This is a genomic window from Staphylococcus sp. GDX8P80P (assembly GCF_017893095.1).
GTDB classification, from domain to species: domain Bacteria; phylum Bacillota; class Bacilli; order Staphylococcales; family Staphylococcaceae; genus Staphylococcus; species Staphylococcus borealis.
Window position 1 is genome coordinate 1 of record NZ_JAESMI010000008.1, and the last position, 18961, is coordinate 18961.

The following is an 18961-nucleotide window of genomic DNA, read 5'->3' on the forward strand; positions in this document are numbered from 1 at the left end:
TAATTGGGGTCAGCCCAAATTCTTTGAAACTTGCATATGCTTCTTTTTTTCGGGAAGAGAAGACCATACAGAGATGTGAAATTAAAAATGATGTAAGTTATAAGAAACCGTAGCGCAACATTGAAAATAGAGAAAGGCATATAATGAGAAAAAAGGAGTGGATAGCATGACGAAAGATTTAGTAAAACGTCTACAAGAAAAAGAGGAAAAGATGATTGAAATACGTAGACACTTACATGAACATCCAGAATTATCATTCAAAGAGTCAGAAACACCGAAATATATCGCAGAATTTTATAAAGATAAAGATTGTGAAGTAGAAACGAATGTCGGCCAAAATGGTGTGAAAGTGACAATCGACAGTGGCAAACCAGGAAAAACGATTGCGATTCGAGCAGATTTTGATGCTTTACCAATTCAAGAAGATACGGGCTTATCATTTGCGTCTAAAAATGACGGCGTTATGCATGCATGTGGACATGATGCGCATACAGCGTACATGTTAATCTTGGCAGAAACATTAATTGAAATGAAAGATCAATTAAATGGTAAAGTGATTGTGATCCATCAACCTGCTGAAGAAATGCCTCCAGGTGGCGCCAAAGGTATGATTGAAGATGGCGTGTTAGATGGTGTCGATCATGTGCTTGGTACACATGTGATGACTAATATGGAACCTGGTAAAGTGTTCTACCGCCCTGAAAATGTGCAAACAGGTCGTTCATACTTTAAATTAACGATTCAAGGCGAAGGAGGTCATGGCTCATCACCACATACTGCAAATGATGCGATTGTTGCTGGTGCAAACTTTGTTACAACTGCGCAAACGATTGTTTCCCGTCGACTCAACCCATTTGAAACAGGCGTTGTAACGATTGGTTCATTTGATGGTAAAGGTCAATTTAATGTGATTAAAGATAAAATTGAACTTGAAGGTGATGTTCGTGCGCTAACAGATGCTACACGTGATCGCATTGCTGAAGAATTACAACGCATGGTTGAAGGTCTTGAAGCCACATTTGGTGTTAAATGTGACTTTGAGTTCAGTAAAGATTACCCTGCACTCTATAATGACCCTGAATTTACGAATTATGTAGCAGAAACAATTAAAAACGCTGATTTAGATGACGTAAAAGGGGTAGAAGAATGTGAAGCACAACCCCCATCAGAAGATTTTGCATTTTATGCTAAAACATTACCAAGTACATTTATTTACTCAGGTGCTGCGCCACAAGATGGTAAAGTGTACCCGCATCATCACCCTAAATTTAATATTGATGAGAAAAGTATGTTAGTCGCAGCAGAAGCTGTAGGTGCAGTTGTGTTAGATTATTTGACTTCTAAATAAATCCAATTTTATTTCACTTTAGCCAACACAACTTCAAAAAGTGTTGGCTTTTCAGTACTAGTGTAATACTACGTATCATGATAGTATAAGCGTATATCTAAACGCTGGGGTGAGATAATGAGTTTTTACGAGTTTATGCAAGGATTTATTGGTGACCAAACCCCTTTGGGAGAACTTGCACATTGGATTAGTCAAGATCAACATTTTCCTAAGTATGAGCGTATCTCTGACAATATACTTAGCTATTTTACGACAATTGCAACATTGGACCATGAATTTTTAGAAATCGTGAAGCGATCTATCTCGCTTTATGAACAAAGCCAATTATAATGACCGAATGAATATAGATATGCAAATTAAATCGTAGCTCAATGCTAGTTTAGAAATGAAGGATAAGAATCATGATTTTAAAAGATAGTTATAAAACATATGTAGTAGAAGAAAAGGGCGACAACATCATTTCAATAAAGAAAAATAACGATGAACATCAATATGATGTATTAGAGGTAATTGATGATTTATCTAATGATTCTTTTTGTGTTTTAAATCATTTGTACGTCAATGAAGGTATGGAGGATGCATTTGAGAAGAAATTCTTAGAACGTCCTAAATATTTACAAAATGTACCAGGATTTAAAGCTTTAAGATTTTTACGTCCGAAAGTAGCAGGACGACACTATATTATTTTAACTTTATGGGAAGAACGTCAGGCATTTTATGATTGGCAAAATTCCAATGAATATAGTCAAACGCATAAACATAGAGGCACTGATAAAGGTGTTGATCGTGACATTGTGAATCGTGATTTATCATATAATGTGCGAATTGAGTTAGCAGGTTTAGAATCAAAATTAAATTTAAGCAATATTTTTTAATATAGATGTAAAGATTAAGCCATTTGTCGTCATTTTTCGGCATCTGTGCTTAATCTTTTTCTTTTTTCAACGTAGGATTAAAACGTTTACATAAAGGCTTTTGATTTCATCGGACTAAAGCGTTTGATAAGATAATAAATAAGGTCGAACTGAAAGGGAGTATAGTAATGGATAATTCAAGTTTATTGGCACCAGAGACTTACAATATTGTTTCTGAAATTGAGAAACATGCTTCTAATACATCTAAGAAAGCCCTCATTTATGAAAATGGGGTAGACGAACCAATTACAGTGACATATTCAGAACTAATCAAAAATGCAAATAAAGTGGGACATGTATTATTAAATCATGGACTTCAAAAAGGCGATAAAGTATTAATTATGATGCCACGCGCAATCATGACATATGAACTTTATCTTGCTGCTCTAAAATTAGGTATCGCGATTATACCTAGTTCTGAAATGTTAAGAACAAAAGACTTACAATACCGTATTACACATGGTGAAATTAAAGCCGTGATTGCCAAATCAGACTTCATCGAAGAATTTAAAGGTATTAAAGAGTATGACACATTAACAAAATTTATTGTTGATGGACATGAAACGGGTTGGACAAGCATCGAAGACGAAAAAGCATCTCAAAGTGATGTACTTGATATAACGCGTACATCAAGAGACGATCTAGCAATTCTATCTTATACGTCTGGAACAACAGGTAATCCTAAAGCTGTTACACATTCTCATGGTTGGGGTTATGCACATATGAAAATGGCGCCAGAACACTGGTTATGCATTAGAGAAGATGATTTAGTGTGGGCAACTGCTGCGCCAGGTTGGCAAAAATGGGTTTGGAGTCCATTCTTATCAATTATGGGATCAGGTGCCACAGCATTTGTTTATAACGGTAAATTTAACCCTTCACGTTATCTTGAATTATTACAAGACTTTAAAATTAACGTCTTATGTTGTACGCCAACAGAATATCGTATGATGGCGAAATTGGATCATTTACAAGATTATAATTTAGACCACTTACATAGTGCAGTATCAGCAGGAGAACCATTAAACCGTGAAGTGGTAGAACAATTCCGCAATCACTTTGATTTAACAGTTCGTGATGGTTATGGCCAAACTGAAAGTACATTATTGATTGGTTTCTTGAAAGACACTACATCACGACCAGGGTCTATGGGAAAAGAAATTCCGGGCAGTCGTGTTACGATCGTTGATGATGAAGGCCAACAGGTGGGAACAAATGTTAAAGGTAATATTGCATTACCGCTTGATTTCCCAGGTTTATTTAAAGGCTATTATAAAGATGAAGAACGTACAAAAGCAGCTCAAGCAGGTGACTATTATATTACTGGAGATTTAGCACATATTGATGAAGATGGCTATTTCTGGTTTGAAGGTCGCCGAGATGATATTATCATTAGTTCAGGTTACACAATTGGACCATTTGAAGTTGAAGATGCTTTAACTAATCACCCAGCAGTAAAAGAATGTGCTGTTGTTGCGAGTCCTCATGAAATTCGAGGTAATATCGTTAAAGCTTTCGTTATTTTACAAGATAACTATCAAGGCAATGACGAACTAGTTAAAGAATTACAAACCTTTGCGAAGAATGAAGTTGCACCATATAAATATCCACGTGCAATTGAATTTGTAACGTCACTACCTAAAACAAATTCAGGTAAAATCCGTCGTGTTGAATTACGCGATGCAGAGCGTGAGAAATATAATAAAGCAAACGGCTTTAAATAATAGAATATTTAATGAATGAAAAGACGGGAGTGGGACAGAATTCTTTTTGAATTCGTCGTCCCACTCCCGTCTACATTTTGCGTTATAGGTCGCAATGATTATCTCGCTGTATAACCACCATCGACCGTTAATGCTGCACCTGTAATAAAGCGTGCTTCGTCACTTGCTAAGAATAATACAGCATTAGCGACATCTATAGGTTCACCTAAATAACCAATTGGATGACGTTCAGACATTTTAGCAGTATAAGCGTCTAAGCCACCTTCTGTTTCAGCCCCTAATTTCTTCACTAAAGGTGTTAAAATTGTACCTGGATGTACAGAGTTAACACGAATATGATCTTTACCAAAGCTGATAGCATCTTGACGTGTCATGTTTGTCACAGCACCTTTTGCTGCTGCATAAGGTGTTAATTCATCAGTACCAACTAATCCTAAAATAGATGAGAAGTTGACGATAGAACCGCCACCATTGTCACGTAATAAAGGCACCGCATGTTTTGTACAGAAGAACACGCCTTTTACATCAACAGCAAATACTTGATCCCATTCTTCCTCTGTGAGTTGGTCCGTCGTTTTATCTGCACCAGTAATACCAGCGCAATTGATAAGTATATCTAATTTACCAATGTCCTGTTTAATGTGTTTAAAGGTTGCTTCGACGCTCGCTTCTTTAGAAACATCTAAAACATAACCATAGACATGTTGATCTGTCGTTTTAGATAATGTGTCGACGGCTTGATTAACGATGTCTTCCTTAAGGTCGGAAATAATGACTGTTGCACCTTCTTCGGCGAAACGTTTAGCTGTTTCAAAGCCCATGCCACCACCAGAACCAGTAATTAAAGCAACTTTATTTTCTAATCTCATAATGATCCCCCTTTTTCAAAGCTGAAATAATTGCCATTACGATTTAATGGTAGCACCCGCAATAAATAATGTATAATTCATAATAATTATATTTTTATAACTTAAAGTTATGAAAAGAGGTGTAAGATATGGAAATGACTAAACTGAACTATTTTAAAGTTGTGGCTAAAATGAATAATATGACGGAAGCGGCTAAGCAATTAAATATTTCGCAACCGGCCTTAAGTAAAGCGATAGCTTCAATTGAAGATGAATTGGGTGTAGCATTATTTGATCGAAAAGGACGACAAATCTATTTAAATCGTTATGGTGAATTAATGCTGAATTATGTGAATAGTGCAGTTAGGGAGCTTAATGAAGGTGAACGTATCATTAAAGAATTAATCGGTGTTGAAAGTGGTCAAGTTTCGTTTGCTATTACCTTTCCACATGTAATGCCATCGCTCATTCAAAGCTATGTGGCACTACATCCGAATATCAAGTTGAAACAGTATCAAGCTGTGTCTGAACGCGCTACGCAATTAATATTAAATAATGACGTGGATTTTGCAATAGCGTCATCTAAAATTGAACATAAAGACGTGATCTGGGAACCAATCATTCAAGATGACATTTATTTAACAATTAGTAAAGATCATCCGTTTGCTCAATATGACACTATTAATTTACAACAGATTAAAGACGAACGATTAATCGGTCAAATAGAAGGTTATGGTTTTCGGGATAGGATAGATGACATCTTAGAACAAGAAGGAATTGTTCCAAATTATCAAATCGAGGTTGAAGATTCGAGTGCAATTTTAAAATTAGTCGCGATGAATATTGGCGTTTCATTTACGCCTAAGCAAGCTTTAAGAGGACTTGATGAGCAAATTGTAGCGATACCCATTGATAATGAACGTTGTTACCGCATGATTGGTTTGGCATATAAAAAAGCCCATTATTTTACAGAAGTAGCGACATCATTTAAGGCATTTGTAACACATTATTTTCAAAATGATATCCAATAATCCATAACTATATAAATAGTATGACACAATTAAAACGTGTGAAATAGACGTAATGATACGTATTCTAATGTCTATGTAACGCTTTAATTGTGTCTTTTTTATAAACCTTTAACATAAATGTGATGTTTTTAATTGTATTTATATAGATTATATGACATACTCAATATTAATTAGTATGACATAATAATTAATTGAGGTGACATTATAATGACTAAATTTATTTATGCTTTTGATGAAGGACAAAAATCGATGAAGGATTTGCTCGGTGGTAAAGGTGCCAACCTTTCTGAAATGAAACGATTAGGTTTACCTGTACCTGATGGCTTTACGATTACGACTGCTGCTTGTATTGAGTATTTACGTCAAGGCAAATCATTATCAACAGAAGTGAAAACACAATTAATTGATCATCTTGCTGCATTTTCAGAGAGAACTGGTAAAAGTTTCTCATCAGATGCCAATTTATTACTTGTGTCTGTGCGTAGTGGTGCTAAAATTTCGATGCCTGGTATGATGGATACCATTCTGAACTTAGGATTAAATGATGATAATGTTAATAAGTTAGCTGATAAAACAGGCGATGCACGCTTTGCATATGATTGCTATCGTCGTTTACTTCAAATGTTTGGTGAAGTGGTATACAACGTGCCAATGCAATCATTTGATACATACTTTGAGGATTACAAAGCACGTCATAACTTTGAGAATGATGCTGCGATTACAGCTGAAGGTTTACAAGAGATTTGTGAACGATTTAAAGAGATTTATGTCGAAGAAGTGTATAAACCATTTCCGCAAGAACCTTTAAAACAATTAGAAGAAGCAATCGAAGCAGTCTTTAAGTCTTGGGATAATGATCGTGCGCGTATATACCGTGATTTAAATGACATTCCTCATGACATTGGTACAGCCGTGAATATTCAAGAAATGGTCTTCGGTAATAGTGGAGACAATAGTGGTACAGGTGTTGCCTTTACACGTAACCCGGTTAGTGGCGAAAATAAATTGTTTGGTGAGTACTTATTAAATGCACAAGGTGAGGATGTTGTAGCAGGTATTCGTACACCTAAAGATATTTCGACACTCCATGACCAAATGCCTGATGTACATCAAGAATTTGTAGATGTAACAAAGCAACTGGAACAACATTATAAAGATATGCAAGACATTGAATTTACAATTGAAAATGGCAAACTTTATTTATTACAAACACGTAATGGTAAACGTACGGCACGTGCAGCAATTAAAATTGCAGTAGATTTAGTCGCTGAAGGTGTGATTAAGAAAGAAGAAGCAATGTTAAATGTTGACGTGAAATCAATAGATCAATTATTACATCCTAATTTTGATGACAAAGCGTTAAAAGAAGCTACTGAGATTTCAAAAATTGGTTTACCTGCGAGTCCAGGTGCAGCGACAGGGCGAATTGTATTTTCAGCTGAGGATGCGAAAGTGCAAGCAGCATCAGGACATAAAGTCATCTTAATGCGCCCTGAAACATCTCCAGAAGATATTGAAGGTATGATTGCAAGTGAAGCAATTGTGACGACACATGGTGGTATGACATCTCATGCGGCTGTCGTTGCACGTGGTATGGGTAAATGTTGTGTGACAGGATGTTCAGATTTGGAAATTAATACAATAGCTAAAACGGTGTATTACGAAGGCGGAGAACTTCACGAAGGCGATACCATCTCTGTAGACGGTTCAAAAGGGGACATCTATATTGGTGAAATCAAAACAGTTAGTGCTGAACATAGTGAAGAATTTAATCAATTTATGTCATGGTCCGAAGATATTGCACGACTAAATGTGCGCATGAATGCAGAAACACCACAAGATATTAAAGCGGGTTATGAGTTCGGTTCGAAAGGTATTGGTTTAGTTAGAACTGAGCATATGTTCTTCGGAGCAGAGCGTTTAGTTGAAATGCGTCGCTTCATATTATCTTCATCCTATGAACAACGTGTTGAAGCGTTAAATAATATTCGAAAGTACCAAGTAGAAGACTTTGAAGCTATCTTTAGACTGTCAGGTGAACGTCCGACGATTGTGCGTCTTCTAGATCCACCATTACATGAATTCTTACCTAATTCAGATGAAGATGTTGAACATGTAGCACAACAATTAAATATTCCTAAAGACGTGTTAAATAAACGTATTGTTGACTTACACGAAGTGAATCCAATGTTAGGACATCGTGGTTGTAGACTTGCAATCACGTATCCTGAATTATATGAAATGCAAGTTGAAGCCATCATGGGAAGCGTATTAAAACTTAAAAAAGAGGGTATAACATGTAAACCTGAAATCATGATTCCACTCGTCTCAACTGTAGAAGAATTTACTACACTTAAAGATAAACTTGTTGAGACGATTCATAAACTAGAGAAAGAACAAGGGGACAGCGTACCATATTTAATCGGTACAATGATTGAAACACCGCGTGCATGTCTAATTGCAGATACGTTAGCGCAACATTGTGATTTCTTTAGCTTTGGTACAAACGATTTAACACAATTGACATATGGTTTCTCTAGAGATGATGCAGGCAAATTTATAAATGTGTATACTGAAAGTAATATATTGAAGCTTGACCCATTCCAAACGTTAGATAGAGATGGTGTCGGAAAATTGATTGAAATTGCAGTTGAACAAGCTAAGAAAGTGAATCCTAACATTAAAATCGGTGTTTGTGGTGAATTAGGCGGAGATGCTAAATCTATTCGTCGCTTCAATCAGCTAGCGATAGACTACGTGTCATGCTCACCATTCCGAGTTCCAGGTGCAATTTTAGCAACAGCTCAGAGTCAAGCGGAGGAAAGCGAGCAATAACGTGAAAGAAACGAATTCAAACGAACAAATGTTAAAGTTATTTATTGTATCAGATTCCATTGGTGAGACAGCGCAAAGAATGATTCATGCCACATTAACGCAGTTTCCAAATTTGCATAATGTAGAAATTAAGAAATTCCCATATATTAAGGATGAAGAGGAATTCTTAAATATTTTAAATTTGGCGCGTGAACAGCATGCGATTGTTGCAACAACATTAGTGAGTGAATCATTTAATGCACTAGGCCATGAATTTGCACGAGAGCATGATATTCCTTACGTCGACTATATGTCTGATTTAATTGGAATTATTGAAAAGACGACACACAGCCATCCGTTAATGGAAAGTGGCGCTTTACGAAAATTAAATGATGAATACTTCAAACGGATTGAAGCAATTGAATACTCAGTTAAATATGATGATGGCAAGCATTTTACTGATATTGGCGAAGCGGATGCACTCATTGTAGGTGTATCAAGAACTTCTAAGACGCCATTAAGTATGTATTTAGCTAATAAAGGCTACAAAATCGCTAATATACCATTGGTGCCAGAAATTGAAATACCTGATAACGTGTATAAGCAAAAGGGGCTAAAAGTATTTGGCTTGACTGCAAGTCCACAATATATCGCCAATATTCGAAAGAATCGTGCTGAGACACTAGGCTTGTCTAGTGAATCTCGTTACAATAACTTAGAGCGCATCAAGAAAGAACTGATCTATGCTGAAGAAGTCTTTAAGAAATTGAATGCGACTGTCATCAATACAGAATATAAATCAATTGAAGAGTCAGCATTTTATATTGAAAAGTTCTTACAACCTAAATTGCAATCATAAGGCAAAATCAATTTATCAGTCCAGTTAGAATGATGGAAATTAAGGGGAGCAGGACAGAAATAAAATTTTCCGAAATTTGTTTCTGTTCCGCTCCCCCTCATCGTATTTTATGATAATAATTGAGGCTGGAAAGGCTTTTATTTACAATTACCTTATGATGAGAAAAAACACTTAGTGTGGATTCATTCGATTTTGTATAAAAAAATATTTTTAATTAAGTTTCTCCAATTTACAATTTACCATATTTGTTTTAACATAGAAATGAAAGGCTTAACAATCTTAATATAAAAAGATATTACTTGATGGTTAGGGAGAAAGAGTAGTAAGTAATAGCTTTTTAGTTGTTAACTAATAAAATTGGAGAGGTGTACAACCATGGCAGAATCAAAAGATGTCATTTTAATTGGTGCTGGTGTCTTAAGTACAACATTTGGTTCTATGTTAAATGAGCTTGAGCCTAATTGGAATATCAAGCTTTACGAACGTATGGATCGACCAGGTCTTGAAAGTTCTAATGAACGCCACAATGCTGGTACTGGTCACGCTGCACTTTGTGAATTGAACTATACAGTTCAACAACCAGATGGTTCGATTGACATTGAAAAAGCAAAAGAAATCAACGAAGAATTTGAAATCTCAAAACAATTCTGGGGTCACTTAGTGAAATCAGGACATATTGAGAACCCTAGAGAATTTATTAATCCTCTTCCACACATTAGTTTTGTTAGAGGCGTTAATAATAAAGAATTCTTGAAAAAACGTTACGAAGCAATGAAACAATCTCCAATGTTCGATAACATTGAATATACTGAAGACATTGAAGTAATGAGAAAATGGATTCCATTAATGATGCAAGGCCGCGTTGATGACGGCAAAATGGCTGCTAGTAAAATCGACGAAGGTACTGACGTAAACTTCGGTGAATTAACTCGTAAAATGGCACGTCACTTAGAATTAGACGAGCATGTTGAAGTTAAATATAGTCATCAAGTGCTTGATTTTGAACGTTTATCTAATGGTAAATGGCAAGTTAAAATCAAAGACCTTAAATCTGGTAACGTATTTGAAGAAGTTACTGACTATGTATTTATTGGTGCCGGTGGTGCAGCAATTCCATTACTACAAAAAACAGGTATCCCTGAAAGTAAACATTTAGGTGGATTCCCGATTACTGGTCAATTCTTAGCATGTACAAATCCACAAGTGATTGAAGCACACGATGCGAAAGTATATGGTAAAGAACCACCAGGTACACCACCAATGACAGTACCTCACCTTGATGCACGTTACATCGAAGGTAAACGTACGTTATTATTTGGACCATTTGCTAATGTTGGACCTAAGTTCCTTAAAAATGGCTCAAACTTAGATTTATTCAAATCTATCAAACCATATAACATTACAACAATGTTAGCTGCTGCAGTTAAAAACTTACCATTGATTAAATATTCATTTGATCAAATCATCATGACTAAAGAAGGTTGTATGAACCACTTACGCACATTCTACCCTGAAGCACGTGATGAAGATTGGGAATTATACACAGCAGGTAAACGTGTTCAAGTTATTAAAGATACTGAAAAAGAAGGTAAAGGATTTATCCAATTCGGTACAGAAGTGGTTAACTCTGAAGACCATTCAGTAATTGCTTTACTTGGTGAATCACCAGGGGCATCAACATCAGTATCTGTAGCTTTAGAAGTACTTGAAAAGAACTTCCCAGAACACATCGGTGAATGGAATGCTAAAATTTCAAAAATGATTCCTTCATATGGTAAATCATTAATCGAAGATGTTGAGTTAATGAGAAAAATACGTCGTCAAACGTCTAAAGACCTTGAATTAGGTTATTACGAAGACGCGAAATAAATAGAAGTTAAGCAAAGCGTCTCCTGAGATTTTGAATCTCAGGAGACGCTTTTTTTAGCTTTCTATAGGAATAAAAAAGTTGGCATATTTGTAATGATAGACAATATTTGAATAATCGAAAGGTATGCCTTTAGTGGTATAAAAGGTCAAATCATGACGCATACATGGATCGTTTAGATTGAGATTTAAATGCTGTGCTTCCTGTTTAGAGAGAAAGTCGATATAAAAATAGATATCCGAGAAACCTATATTGATCTTAAGTTGCGACTGAAGATAGTCGAATATTGAACGCTCTGCACTCGCAAGGTCAAGGTGCGTAACTAATGATTGATTGAAGTAGGATGTTTCAATACATAGCGGGTTGTGGTCCAAATAGCGAATCCGTTCAACATAATAAACGTTAGTATTTTCGTCAGTTAAGCGTAAATGTTCTCTCACTTCATCATTTGGCGTGATAGATTTAAAAGTTAAGACTTTACTTGTGACTTGATGGCCTTGTAGATTGTCTGAGAACCCTTTTGTTTTTAACAAGTTAATATAACCTGATTTGTTTTTGTTTCGGACATAAATACCACTGCCTTGTGTTTGGTAAATCATGCCATCTTTTTGTAGCATGCCTAATGCTTTAATGATGGTACTTTTACTGACTTGATATTGAGATTTTAATTGTTCTACACTAGGAAGTTTATCGCCAACTTTATACTCATTATTTGAAATAGCATTTGTAATTTCGTGTGCAATGCGTTCGTACTTTAACATCATTTTACTCCCTTTATTTGAAATTCAAATATAGTATAGCAAATTTTAACACCGATTTGTAAATTGTACCGGTATAATTCAAAATAAATCATTTACAAATTGTACCGGTATAATTATAATAAGTTGTGAAAGGGTTTGCATTTTGTAGAAGTTATTTAATTGATTGGGAGGTTGTGTCATGAGTGAAAAAGATAAACGGTTGGCGAGTGACATTCTTGAAGCAGTAGGTGGAGAGGATAATATCGTCAACTACACGCATTGCGCAACGCGACTACGCATCGTTTTGAAACGATCTGTGCCAGACGCGAAGAAAAAAGTATCGGCACTTGATGGTGTGGTTACTGTTGTTGAAAATAATGGACAGTTTCAAGTAGTTATTGGCAATGCGGTCGCGAGTGTTTACAGAGAATTTGAGGGACTCGTTGGTGAAGAGAGTCAACACGCTTCTGACGATGATGTCGAAAAGGGAACGATTTTAAACCGAGTTATTGCAACAATGTCAGCAGTATTTGCGCCATTTATTTATATCTTGGCCGCAGCAGGTATTTTACAAGGGATTTTAATTATTACAAAGATCGTTGTTCCGACTTTTGAGAAAACGGGAACATATGAAGTTTTTAACTTTATTTCATGGTCTCCGTTTACATTTTTACCTATTTTTATAGCCATTACCGCATCTAAACATTTCAAAGTGAATACGTATATTGCAGTAGCTTGTTGTGCGGCTTTGGTTAGCCCGGACTTGGCAGGTATTGTCGAACGCATTGGTAGTGGCGAGACATTTACATTTGTTGGTATTCCATTAAGTGAAACCAGTTATACGTCATCTGTCTTACCGCCATTGCTTTTAGTATGGGTACTCTCATATGTTGAAAAAAATTTAAATAAATATATTCATGAAGTCATACGACCATTGTTTGTACCTTTCTTTAGTATTGTAATAATGGTGCCACTTACATTATTAATCATTGGACCATTAGCATCTGGTGCTGCACATGGCATTGCACAGGGCTTTAACTGGTTAGTGGCAGTCGCACCATGGTTAGCAGGTTTATTGATTGGTGCATTCTGGCAAGTATTCGTTATTTTTGGGGTTCACTGGGGTGTAACACCTATGGTATTGGCAAACTTTGAACAATATAAGAGTGATGCTTTCTCAGCATTTCAAACGATTGCAGTTATCGCACAGTTTGGTGCTGTAATGGGTGTATTCCTTAAAACAAGAAATAAAGAGTTAAAGAAAGTGTCTTTATCAGCAGGTATTACGGGTATCTTTGGTATTACTGAGCCTTCAATGTATGGTGTTAACTTACGATTTAAGAAACCATTTATTATCGCATGTATCAGTGGTGGTATCGGTGCCTTAGTTGCTAGTTTCTTTAACCCTAAATATTATGCCTATGCTGGCCTTCCAGGTCCAATCACAATTGTAAATGGTTATAATGCACAGAATCCAACATCTATATGGGGAATTATCATTGGTTCAATCATTGCCATTGTGTTACCTATTATTCTAATTCAATTCCTTGGGTACGGTGAAGATGTGACTGAGAAAGTGGAAGGTGTTGAAGTTGATGAAGGTCACGAGGTTAACAACGACACAACAATAGCGAACGAACAGCTTGAAAGCGATGTTTATGCACCATTAAATGGTTTGATTGTACCTTTATCTGAAGTTGATGACCCTATATTCTCTCAAGGAATGATGGGTAAAGGCGTTGCAATTCAACCGGAAAGTCATGAGATTAAAGCACCTATTGATGGCACGATCAGCATGGTGGCAGTTAGTAAACATGCTATAGGTATTACATCATCAAATGGCGTTGAACTTCTAGTGCACGTAGGCTTAGATACAGTTAAGTTAAATGGTAAAGGTTTCTATTTACTTGTTTCTGAAAATGAAAGAGTGAAAGCAGGACAACCTATATTGAAATTTGATGCAAGTTATATTAAAGAACAAGGCTATGACATGATTACACCTATATTAATCACAAATAGTGATGAATTTGAAGATGTTATTATAGCCGATACGCAAAATGTAAAAGCAAAAGATAAGATTATGACAGTTGTTAAGAAATAATAACGTATGATTAATAATTTGGAAGAGGAGTTTTAACTATGTCTAAATTACCAAATGATTTCTTATGGGGTGGCGCATTAGCGGCCAATCAATTCGAAGGTGGTTATGATCAAGGTGGTAAAGGATTAAGTGTGATTGATGTGATGACAGCTGGCGCACACGGTAAAGCACGTGAAATCACACAAGATGTAGAACCAGGCAAATACTATCCCAATCATGTAGGTATTGACTTCTATAATCGTTATAAAGACGATGTGAAAATGTTTAGTGAGATGGGTTTGAAGTGTTTAAGAACGTCAATTGCATGGACAAGAATATTCCCACAAGGGGACGAAGTTAAGCCGAATGAAGAAGGGTTACAATTCTATGATGACTTATTTGATGAATTATTGAAATATAACATTCAACCTGTGATTACACTTTCACATTTTGAAATGCCATTACATTTAGCGCGTGAATATGGTGGTTTCAGAAGTCGTAAAGTGGCAGACTTCTTTGCGCATTTTGCGGAAACGGTATTTAAACGTTACAAAGATAAAGTGAAATATTGGATGACATTTAACGAAATAAACAACCAAATGGAGATCAATAACCCAATCTTCTTATGGACGAATTCTGGTGTTGCATTATCAGATGACGATAATAAAGAGGAAGTATTGTATCAAGTGGCGCATAATGAATTAATCGCGAGTGCCAAAGCGGTTAAAATTGGTAAAGCAATCAATCCTGACTTTGAAATCGGGGCGATGATTTCACACGTGCCAATTTATCCTTATAGCTGTAATCCAGAAGATATTATGGAAGCAGAAGTGGCAAGTCGTATGCGTTTCTTCTTCCCAGATGTACATGTTCGTGGTTATTACCCAGGTTATGCGACGAAGATGTTTGAACGTGAAGGCTTCGACATTGGTTGGCAAGAGGGTGATGACGTTATTTTACGTGAAGGTACGGTGGATTACATTGGATTCAGTTATTATATGTCTACAGTTGTAAAACATGATAATGAATCAAGTGTAGAAGATAACGTTGTTAACGGTGGTTTACCAAACTCAGTTGATAATCCTTATATTAAGAAGAGTGATTGGGGTTGGGCGATTGACCCAGTCGGTTTACGTTACACATTAAATGCCCTATATAACCGTTACCAAATTCCATTATTTATTGTTGAAAATGGCTTTGGGGCTGTAGATGAATTTGATGAAAATGGACAAATCCATGATGATTATCGAATTGAATATTTACGTGAACATATTAAGGCCGCTATCGATGCAGTAGATAAAGATGGTGTAGACTTAATGGGCTATACACCATGGGGTATTATTGATATTGTTTCATTTACAACTGGTGAAATGAAAAAACGCTACGGCTTAATTCACGTCGATCGTGATAATGAAGGTCATGGTTCATTAGAACGTACGAAGAAAGACTCATTTGATTGGTATCGTAAAGTAATCGAATCAAACGGAGAAACATTATAACATTTAAGATGTATTATTGAGAATAGAATAATAATAAGCTTTCAATTACTCTAGCGTTTTGTCTTTATACTATAGAGTGATTGAGAGCTTTTTTAGTATAAAGCGAATCAGTTTATTGATTATATGTGAGAGGGTAAGATGAGACTATAACTATCAGACAAGGGAGTTTCTTTATGCGGAAAGATATATTTAGTAATCAATATTGGGAGAAAGCGTGGGAAGACGATCCTAATACACAAGATAAAAGGATGAAACGTGCAGGTTTAGGAGATCCCTTTGCGCCTGGATTTGAAAAGTGGGCACAACATTTTAATAAGCAGTCATTTACTGAAGAAAGCCAACAACGAACGAAACGTATTATGGATTGGATTGAAAGACAAACAGGTGCATTTAGCAATTTGAGTATATTAGATGTCGGTGCAGCCTCTGGTGTCTTTAGTGTGCCATTCGCTAAAGAAGGCGCAACCGTTACAGCGTTAGAGCCATCACCCATATTACATGAGATGTTACAGGAAAATGCCCACCATTATGGTGTAACGCTAGAAACCATTCATCAATCGTTTGAAGATGCTCGAAAGGAAGAGCTAGGACATTATGATTTAGTATTTGCGTCTATGTGCCCGGCAGTGACGACGTGGGAAGCGGTTAATAAAGCTATTGATATCGCACAAAAATATGTATATGTTAGTTTAATTGCTGGTCCTAAAGAGAATTCAATTGTTGATGAAGTTGTGGCATTTCTAGGGGAAACAAGTCAAGTTATGACAGCAGATATGTATTACTTATTGCAGTTATTATATGTCAATGATTACACGTATGAGACATTAATCGAACGACATACACAACACAATGATAGAACGCTAGATGATGTTATGCAGCAACTACCTCAATGGTTAAAAGAAGTTGAAGTGGAACTAGATACGCAACAACTTGCAAGTGTGAAACGCTATTTACAAGATCAATATGGTGATACGATACCTGTCATTACTGGTGGTAAATTTGGTAAAGTATTGATTCATGTCTAAAGAGATGTATAAAATGGCGTACTATATCGTAAAATTTGAACACACAGATTTATGAAAGGAAGTCAAAGTGCATTACAAGATGAGAAAAAACAACAAGAATTAAATGCTTTTATTGAAGAAACAAAACAAAAATTGGAACAATTCTACAAATAATAGATATTAAAAAAGCCGGCTGGTCGAAATAACCAGTCGGCTTTGAATCATTCGAGTGAAGTTATAGAGAACTTCACAGGAGTGATGAGAGGGCTACAGTGAGCAGATTGCTCAACAATTATACGCATCGCGCTAAAACTAAAGAACAGTTTTTGCTTAACGCTAGTAATTGCTCACAACCTAAACGCTCACTTACGCACCTAGTGATAAACGCTCACTTACGCACCTAGCGATGAACGGGCTACGAAAAGCAGGTCGTTCGACAATAATACGCTAATCGCTAAAATCAAAGAACGATTTTTGCTCATAGCTCGTTATTGCTCGCGACCTAAGCGCTTTTCTTCGCACCTAGTGATGAACGGGCTACGAAAAGCAGGTCGTTCGGCAATAATACGCTAATCGCTAAAATCAAAGAACGATTTTTGCTCATAGCTCGTTATTGCTCGCGACCTAAGCGCTTTTCTTCGCACCTTAGTTTTTGTTTACTGATGCGTCGTAGATTGAATCTACTGCGTCGCCTAATGCTTTATCGAATTCTTCTTGTGATTGGCTAGCGCGTAAGTCACTTGCTAATGCACGTGAGAAGCTTGCGATTAATTCATCGTTGTCTTTCAATAATTTGTTTGCTTCGTCTCTGCTGTAACCACCTGATAATACAACCACGCGTACAACATTTGGATGATCTGCTAATTCTTTGTATAAGTTAGCTTTAGTTGGGATAGTTAATTTTAACATCACTAATTGATCATCATTTAAAGCGTCTAAGCCTTTTTTAAGTTCAGCTTTTAATACTTCTTCGATTTCAGCTTTGTCTTTAGCGTTAATGTTAACTTCAGGTTCAATAATTGGTACTAAACCTTTAGCAATGATTTTTTTAGCGAATTCAAATTGTTGTTCAACAACGTCTTTAATACCTTGTTCGTTTAATTCTAAGATATTAGAACGCATTTTAGTACCGAAGATGTGACGTTCAACCGCACGGTCTAATGTATCGTCTAAATCATCGATAGGTTTCATTAATTGAACACCATTTTGTTGTTCAGCTAAACCTTTGTCGACTTTTAAGAAAGGAACAACACCTTTGTCAGCTAAGTAGTCGCCAGTGTATTTGCCTTCAACTTCACGATCCATTGTTTGTTCGAAAAGGATAGCACCTAAAATTTTGTCTGGAGAGAATGAAGGTGAAGTTACAACTCTAGTACGCATATCGTGTACAAGTTGGAACATTTCGTCATCATTACTATATTCGTCCTCGTTTACACCATATTCTTTTAATGCTTTAGGAGTACTACCGCCACTTTGGTCTAATGCTGCGATAAAACCTTTCCCATTTGTCATTTTTTCTAATTGTTCTTTATTCATTACTCTTTCCACTCCTTTAATTAACTTTCATATTCATTATGATAAAAAAGAAGTACATTCTCAAGTTATAAAACTTATATTTATTGAAAATTCTTATTTTACAGTTTATAGTTTCATAAATTGTACTAATTTTGTTGTATGACTCATTTTCAAAAAAATATGCGAGGTAAAAAAACATGGAACATCGTATCTTGATTATTGGTAGCCCAGGTTCAGGAAAATCAACGTTAGCAATGCGTATACAACAGAATTATAAGATACCTTTGTATCACATCGATAACATACAATGGCTTAACGATAAAGAGACTGTAACGCCGGAATTCTTGCACGCTCAGTTGAAAGAAATTGTAGCAACGCCATCTTGGATTATTGATGGCCATTATTCAAATACATTACTCATGAGATTAGAACGAGCAACGACAGTGATTTGGATTAAAGAGTCGAGGGGGAAGTGTATATACCGTGTCATCAAGCGTTATCTAATGACTGCATTTAGAAAGCCAACAGTAGGTGGCAACCCTAAAACAATAAGTTTAGCTTTTCTCAAATATGTTTGGGATTTCCCTAAAAATAATTACGACAAAGTAGACGCCTATTATCAACAAACGCAACATCATACGCAATGGGTTATTGGAAATACGCAATCAATTTATTCAAAATTAAACCTATGATTACGAGATTTAATTTAAAATTCATT

The 18961-nt window shown here is 36.0% G+C and carries 15 protein-coding genes; 12 read left to right on the top strand and 3 right to left on the bottom strand.

Going from position 1 to position 18961, the window contains the following annotated elements; genetic code table 11:
• The first annotated feature begins 166 nt into the window (after positions 1-166).
• From KA858_RS00905 to mbcS, 4 genes are all read left to right on the top strand, one after another.
• Positions 167-1348, top strand: a complete 1182-nt coding sequence (locus tag KA858_RS00905; protein ID WP_210134765.1) for a M20 family metallopeptidase — start codon at positions 167-169, stop codon at positions 1346-1348.
• Between the two features lie 117 nt (positions 1349-1465).
• Complete coding sequence (locus KA858_RS00910; protein WP_053028911.1) at positions 1466-1678, top strand: sterile alpha motif-like domain-containing protein; 213 nt, start codon at positions 1466-1468, stop codon at positions 1676-1678.
• Between the two features lie 71 nt (positions 1679-1749).
• Positions 1750-2223, top strand: a complete 474-nt coding sequence (locus KA858_RS00915) for an antibiotic biosynthesis monooxygenase family protein (protein WP_210134766.1) — start codon at positions 1750-1752, stop codon at positions 2221-2223.
• Between the two features lie 167 nt (positions 2224-2390).
• On the top strand, positions 2391-3986 hold the full coding sequence (gene mbcS / locus KA858_RS00920; RefSeq protein ID WP_210134767.1) for an acyl-CoA synthetase MbcS: 1596 nt from the start codon (positions 2391-2393) through the stop codon (positions 3984-3986).
• A gap of 98 nt (positions 3987-4084) precedes the next feature.
• Here the strand turns inward: mbcS and KA858_RS00925 are convergent, their stop codons facing one another.
• On the bottom strand, positions 4085-4855 hold the full coding sequence (locus KA858_RS00925; protein ID WP_156304889.1) for an SDR family NAD(P)-dependent oxidoreductase: 771 nt from the start codon (positions 4853-4855) through the stop codon (positions 4085-4087).
• A 128-nt stretch (positions 4856-4983) separates the two neighbouring features.
• On the opposite strand from KA858_RS00925, the gene KA858_RS00930 reads away from it, so the two are divergent.
• The 4 genes from KA858_RS00930 (at position 4984) to lqo (ending at position 11407) form a co-directional block, all read left to right on the top strand.
• Entirely contained in the window at positions 4984-5865 is an 882-nt protein-coding gene (locus tag KA858_RS00930; RefSeq protein ID WP_210134768.1) for a LysR family transcriptional regulator, read from the top strand.
• A gap of 207 nt (positions 5866-6072) precedes the next feature.
• Complete coding sequence (gene ppdK, locus KA858_RS00935; protein WP_210134769.1) at positions 6073-8700, top strand: pyruvate, phosphate dikinase; 2628 nt, start codon at positions 6073-6075, stop codon at positions 8698-8700.
• 1 nt (position 8701) lies between these two features.
• The gene (locus KA858_RS00940; protein ID WP_174841341.1) at positions 8702-9538 is read left to right on the top strand and encodes a pyruvate, water dikinase regulatory protein; all 837 of its coding nucleotides are present in this window, start codon (positions 8702-8704) and stop codon (positions 9536-9538) included.
• Between the two features lie 375 nt (positions 9539-9913).
• Positions 9914-11407 (top strand): L-lactate dehydrogenase (quinone), encoded by a 1494-nt coding sequence (lqo, locus tag KA858_RS00945; RefSeq protein WP_070855240.1) that lies wholly within the window; start codon positions 9914-9916, stop codon positions 11405-11407.
• Between the two features lie 54 nt (positions 11408-11461).
• Here the strand turns inward: lqo and KA858_RS00950 are convergent, their stop codons facing one another.
• Complete coding sequence (locus tag KA858_RS00950) at positions 11462-12166, bottom strand: GntR family transcriptional regulator (RefSeq protein WP_210134770.1); 705 nt, start codon at positions 12164-12166, stop codon at positions 11462-11464.
• Positions 12167-12344: 178 nt separating this feature from the next.
• Here KA858_RS00950 and KA858_RS00955 point away from each other — a divergent pair, with 178 nt between their 5' ends.
• The 3 genes from KA858_RS00955 to KA858_RS00965 all read left to right on the top strand — a co-directional run bounded on the left by KA858_RS00955 (position 12345) and on the right by KA858_RS00965 (position 16749).
• Complete coding sequence (locus KA858_RS00955; RefSeq protein ID WP_210134771.1) at positions 12345-14246, top strand: beta-glucoside-specific PTS transporter subunit IIABC; 1902 nt, start codon at positions 12345-12347, stop codon at positions 14244-14246.
• 38 nt (positions 14247-14284) lie between these two features.
• Complete coding sequence (locus tag KA858_RS00960) at positions 14285-15724, top strand: 6-phospho-beta-glucosidase (RefSeq protein ID WP_210134772.1); 1440 nt, start codon at positions 14285-14287, stop codon at positions 15722-15724.
• Between the two features lie 173 nt (positions 15725-15897).
• Complete coding sequence (locus KA858_RS00965; protein WP_210134773.1) at positions 15898-16749, top strand: class I SAM-dependent methyltransferase; 852 nt, start codon at positions 15898-15900, stop codon at positions 16747-16749.
• 624 nt (positions 16750-17373) lie between these two features.
• Here KA858_RS00965 and KA858_RS00970 read toward each other — a convergent pair.
• The gene (locus KA858_RS00970) at positions 17374-18264 is read right to left on the bottom strand and encodes a fructose bisphosphate aldolase (protein WP_011274776.1); all 891 of its coding nucleotides are present in this window, start codon (positions 18262-18264) and stop codon (positions 17374-17376) included.
• 176 nt (positions 18265-18440) lie between these two features.
• Between KA858_RS00970 and KA858_RS00975 the strand changes: the two genes are divergently transcribed.
• A complete protein-coding gene (locus KA858_RS00975) occupies positions 18441-18935 on the top strand; it encodes a P-loop NTPase family protein (RefSeq protein ID WP_210134774.1) in 495 nt (164 codons plus the stop codon).
• Positions 18936-18961: the final 26 nt, after the last annotated feature.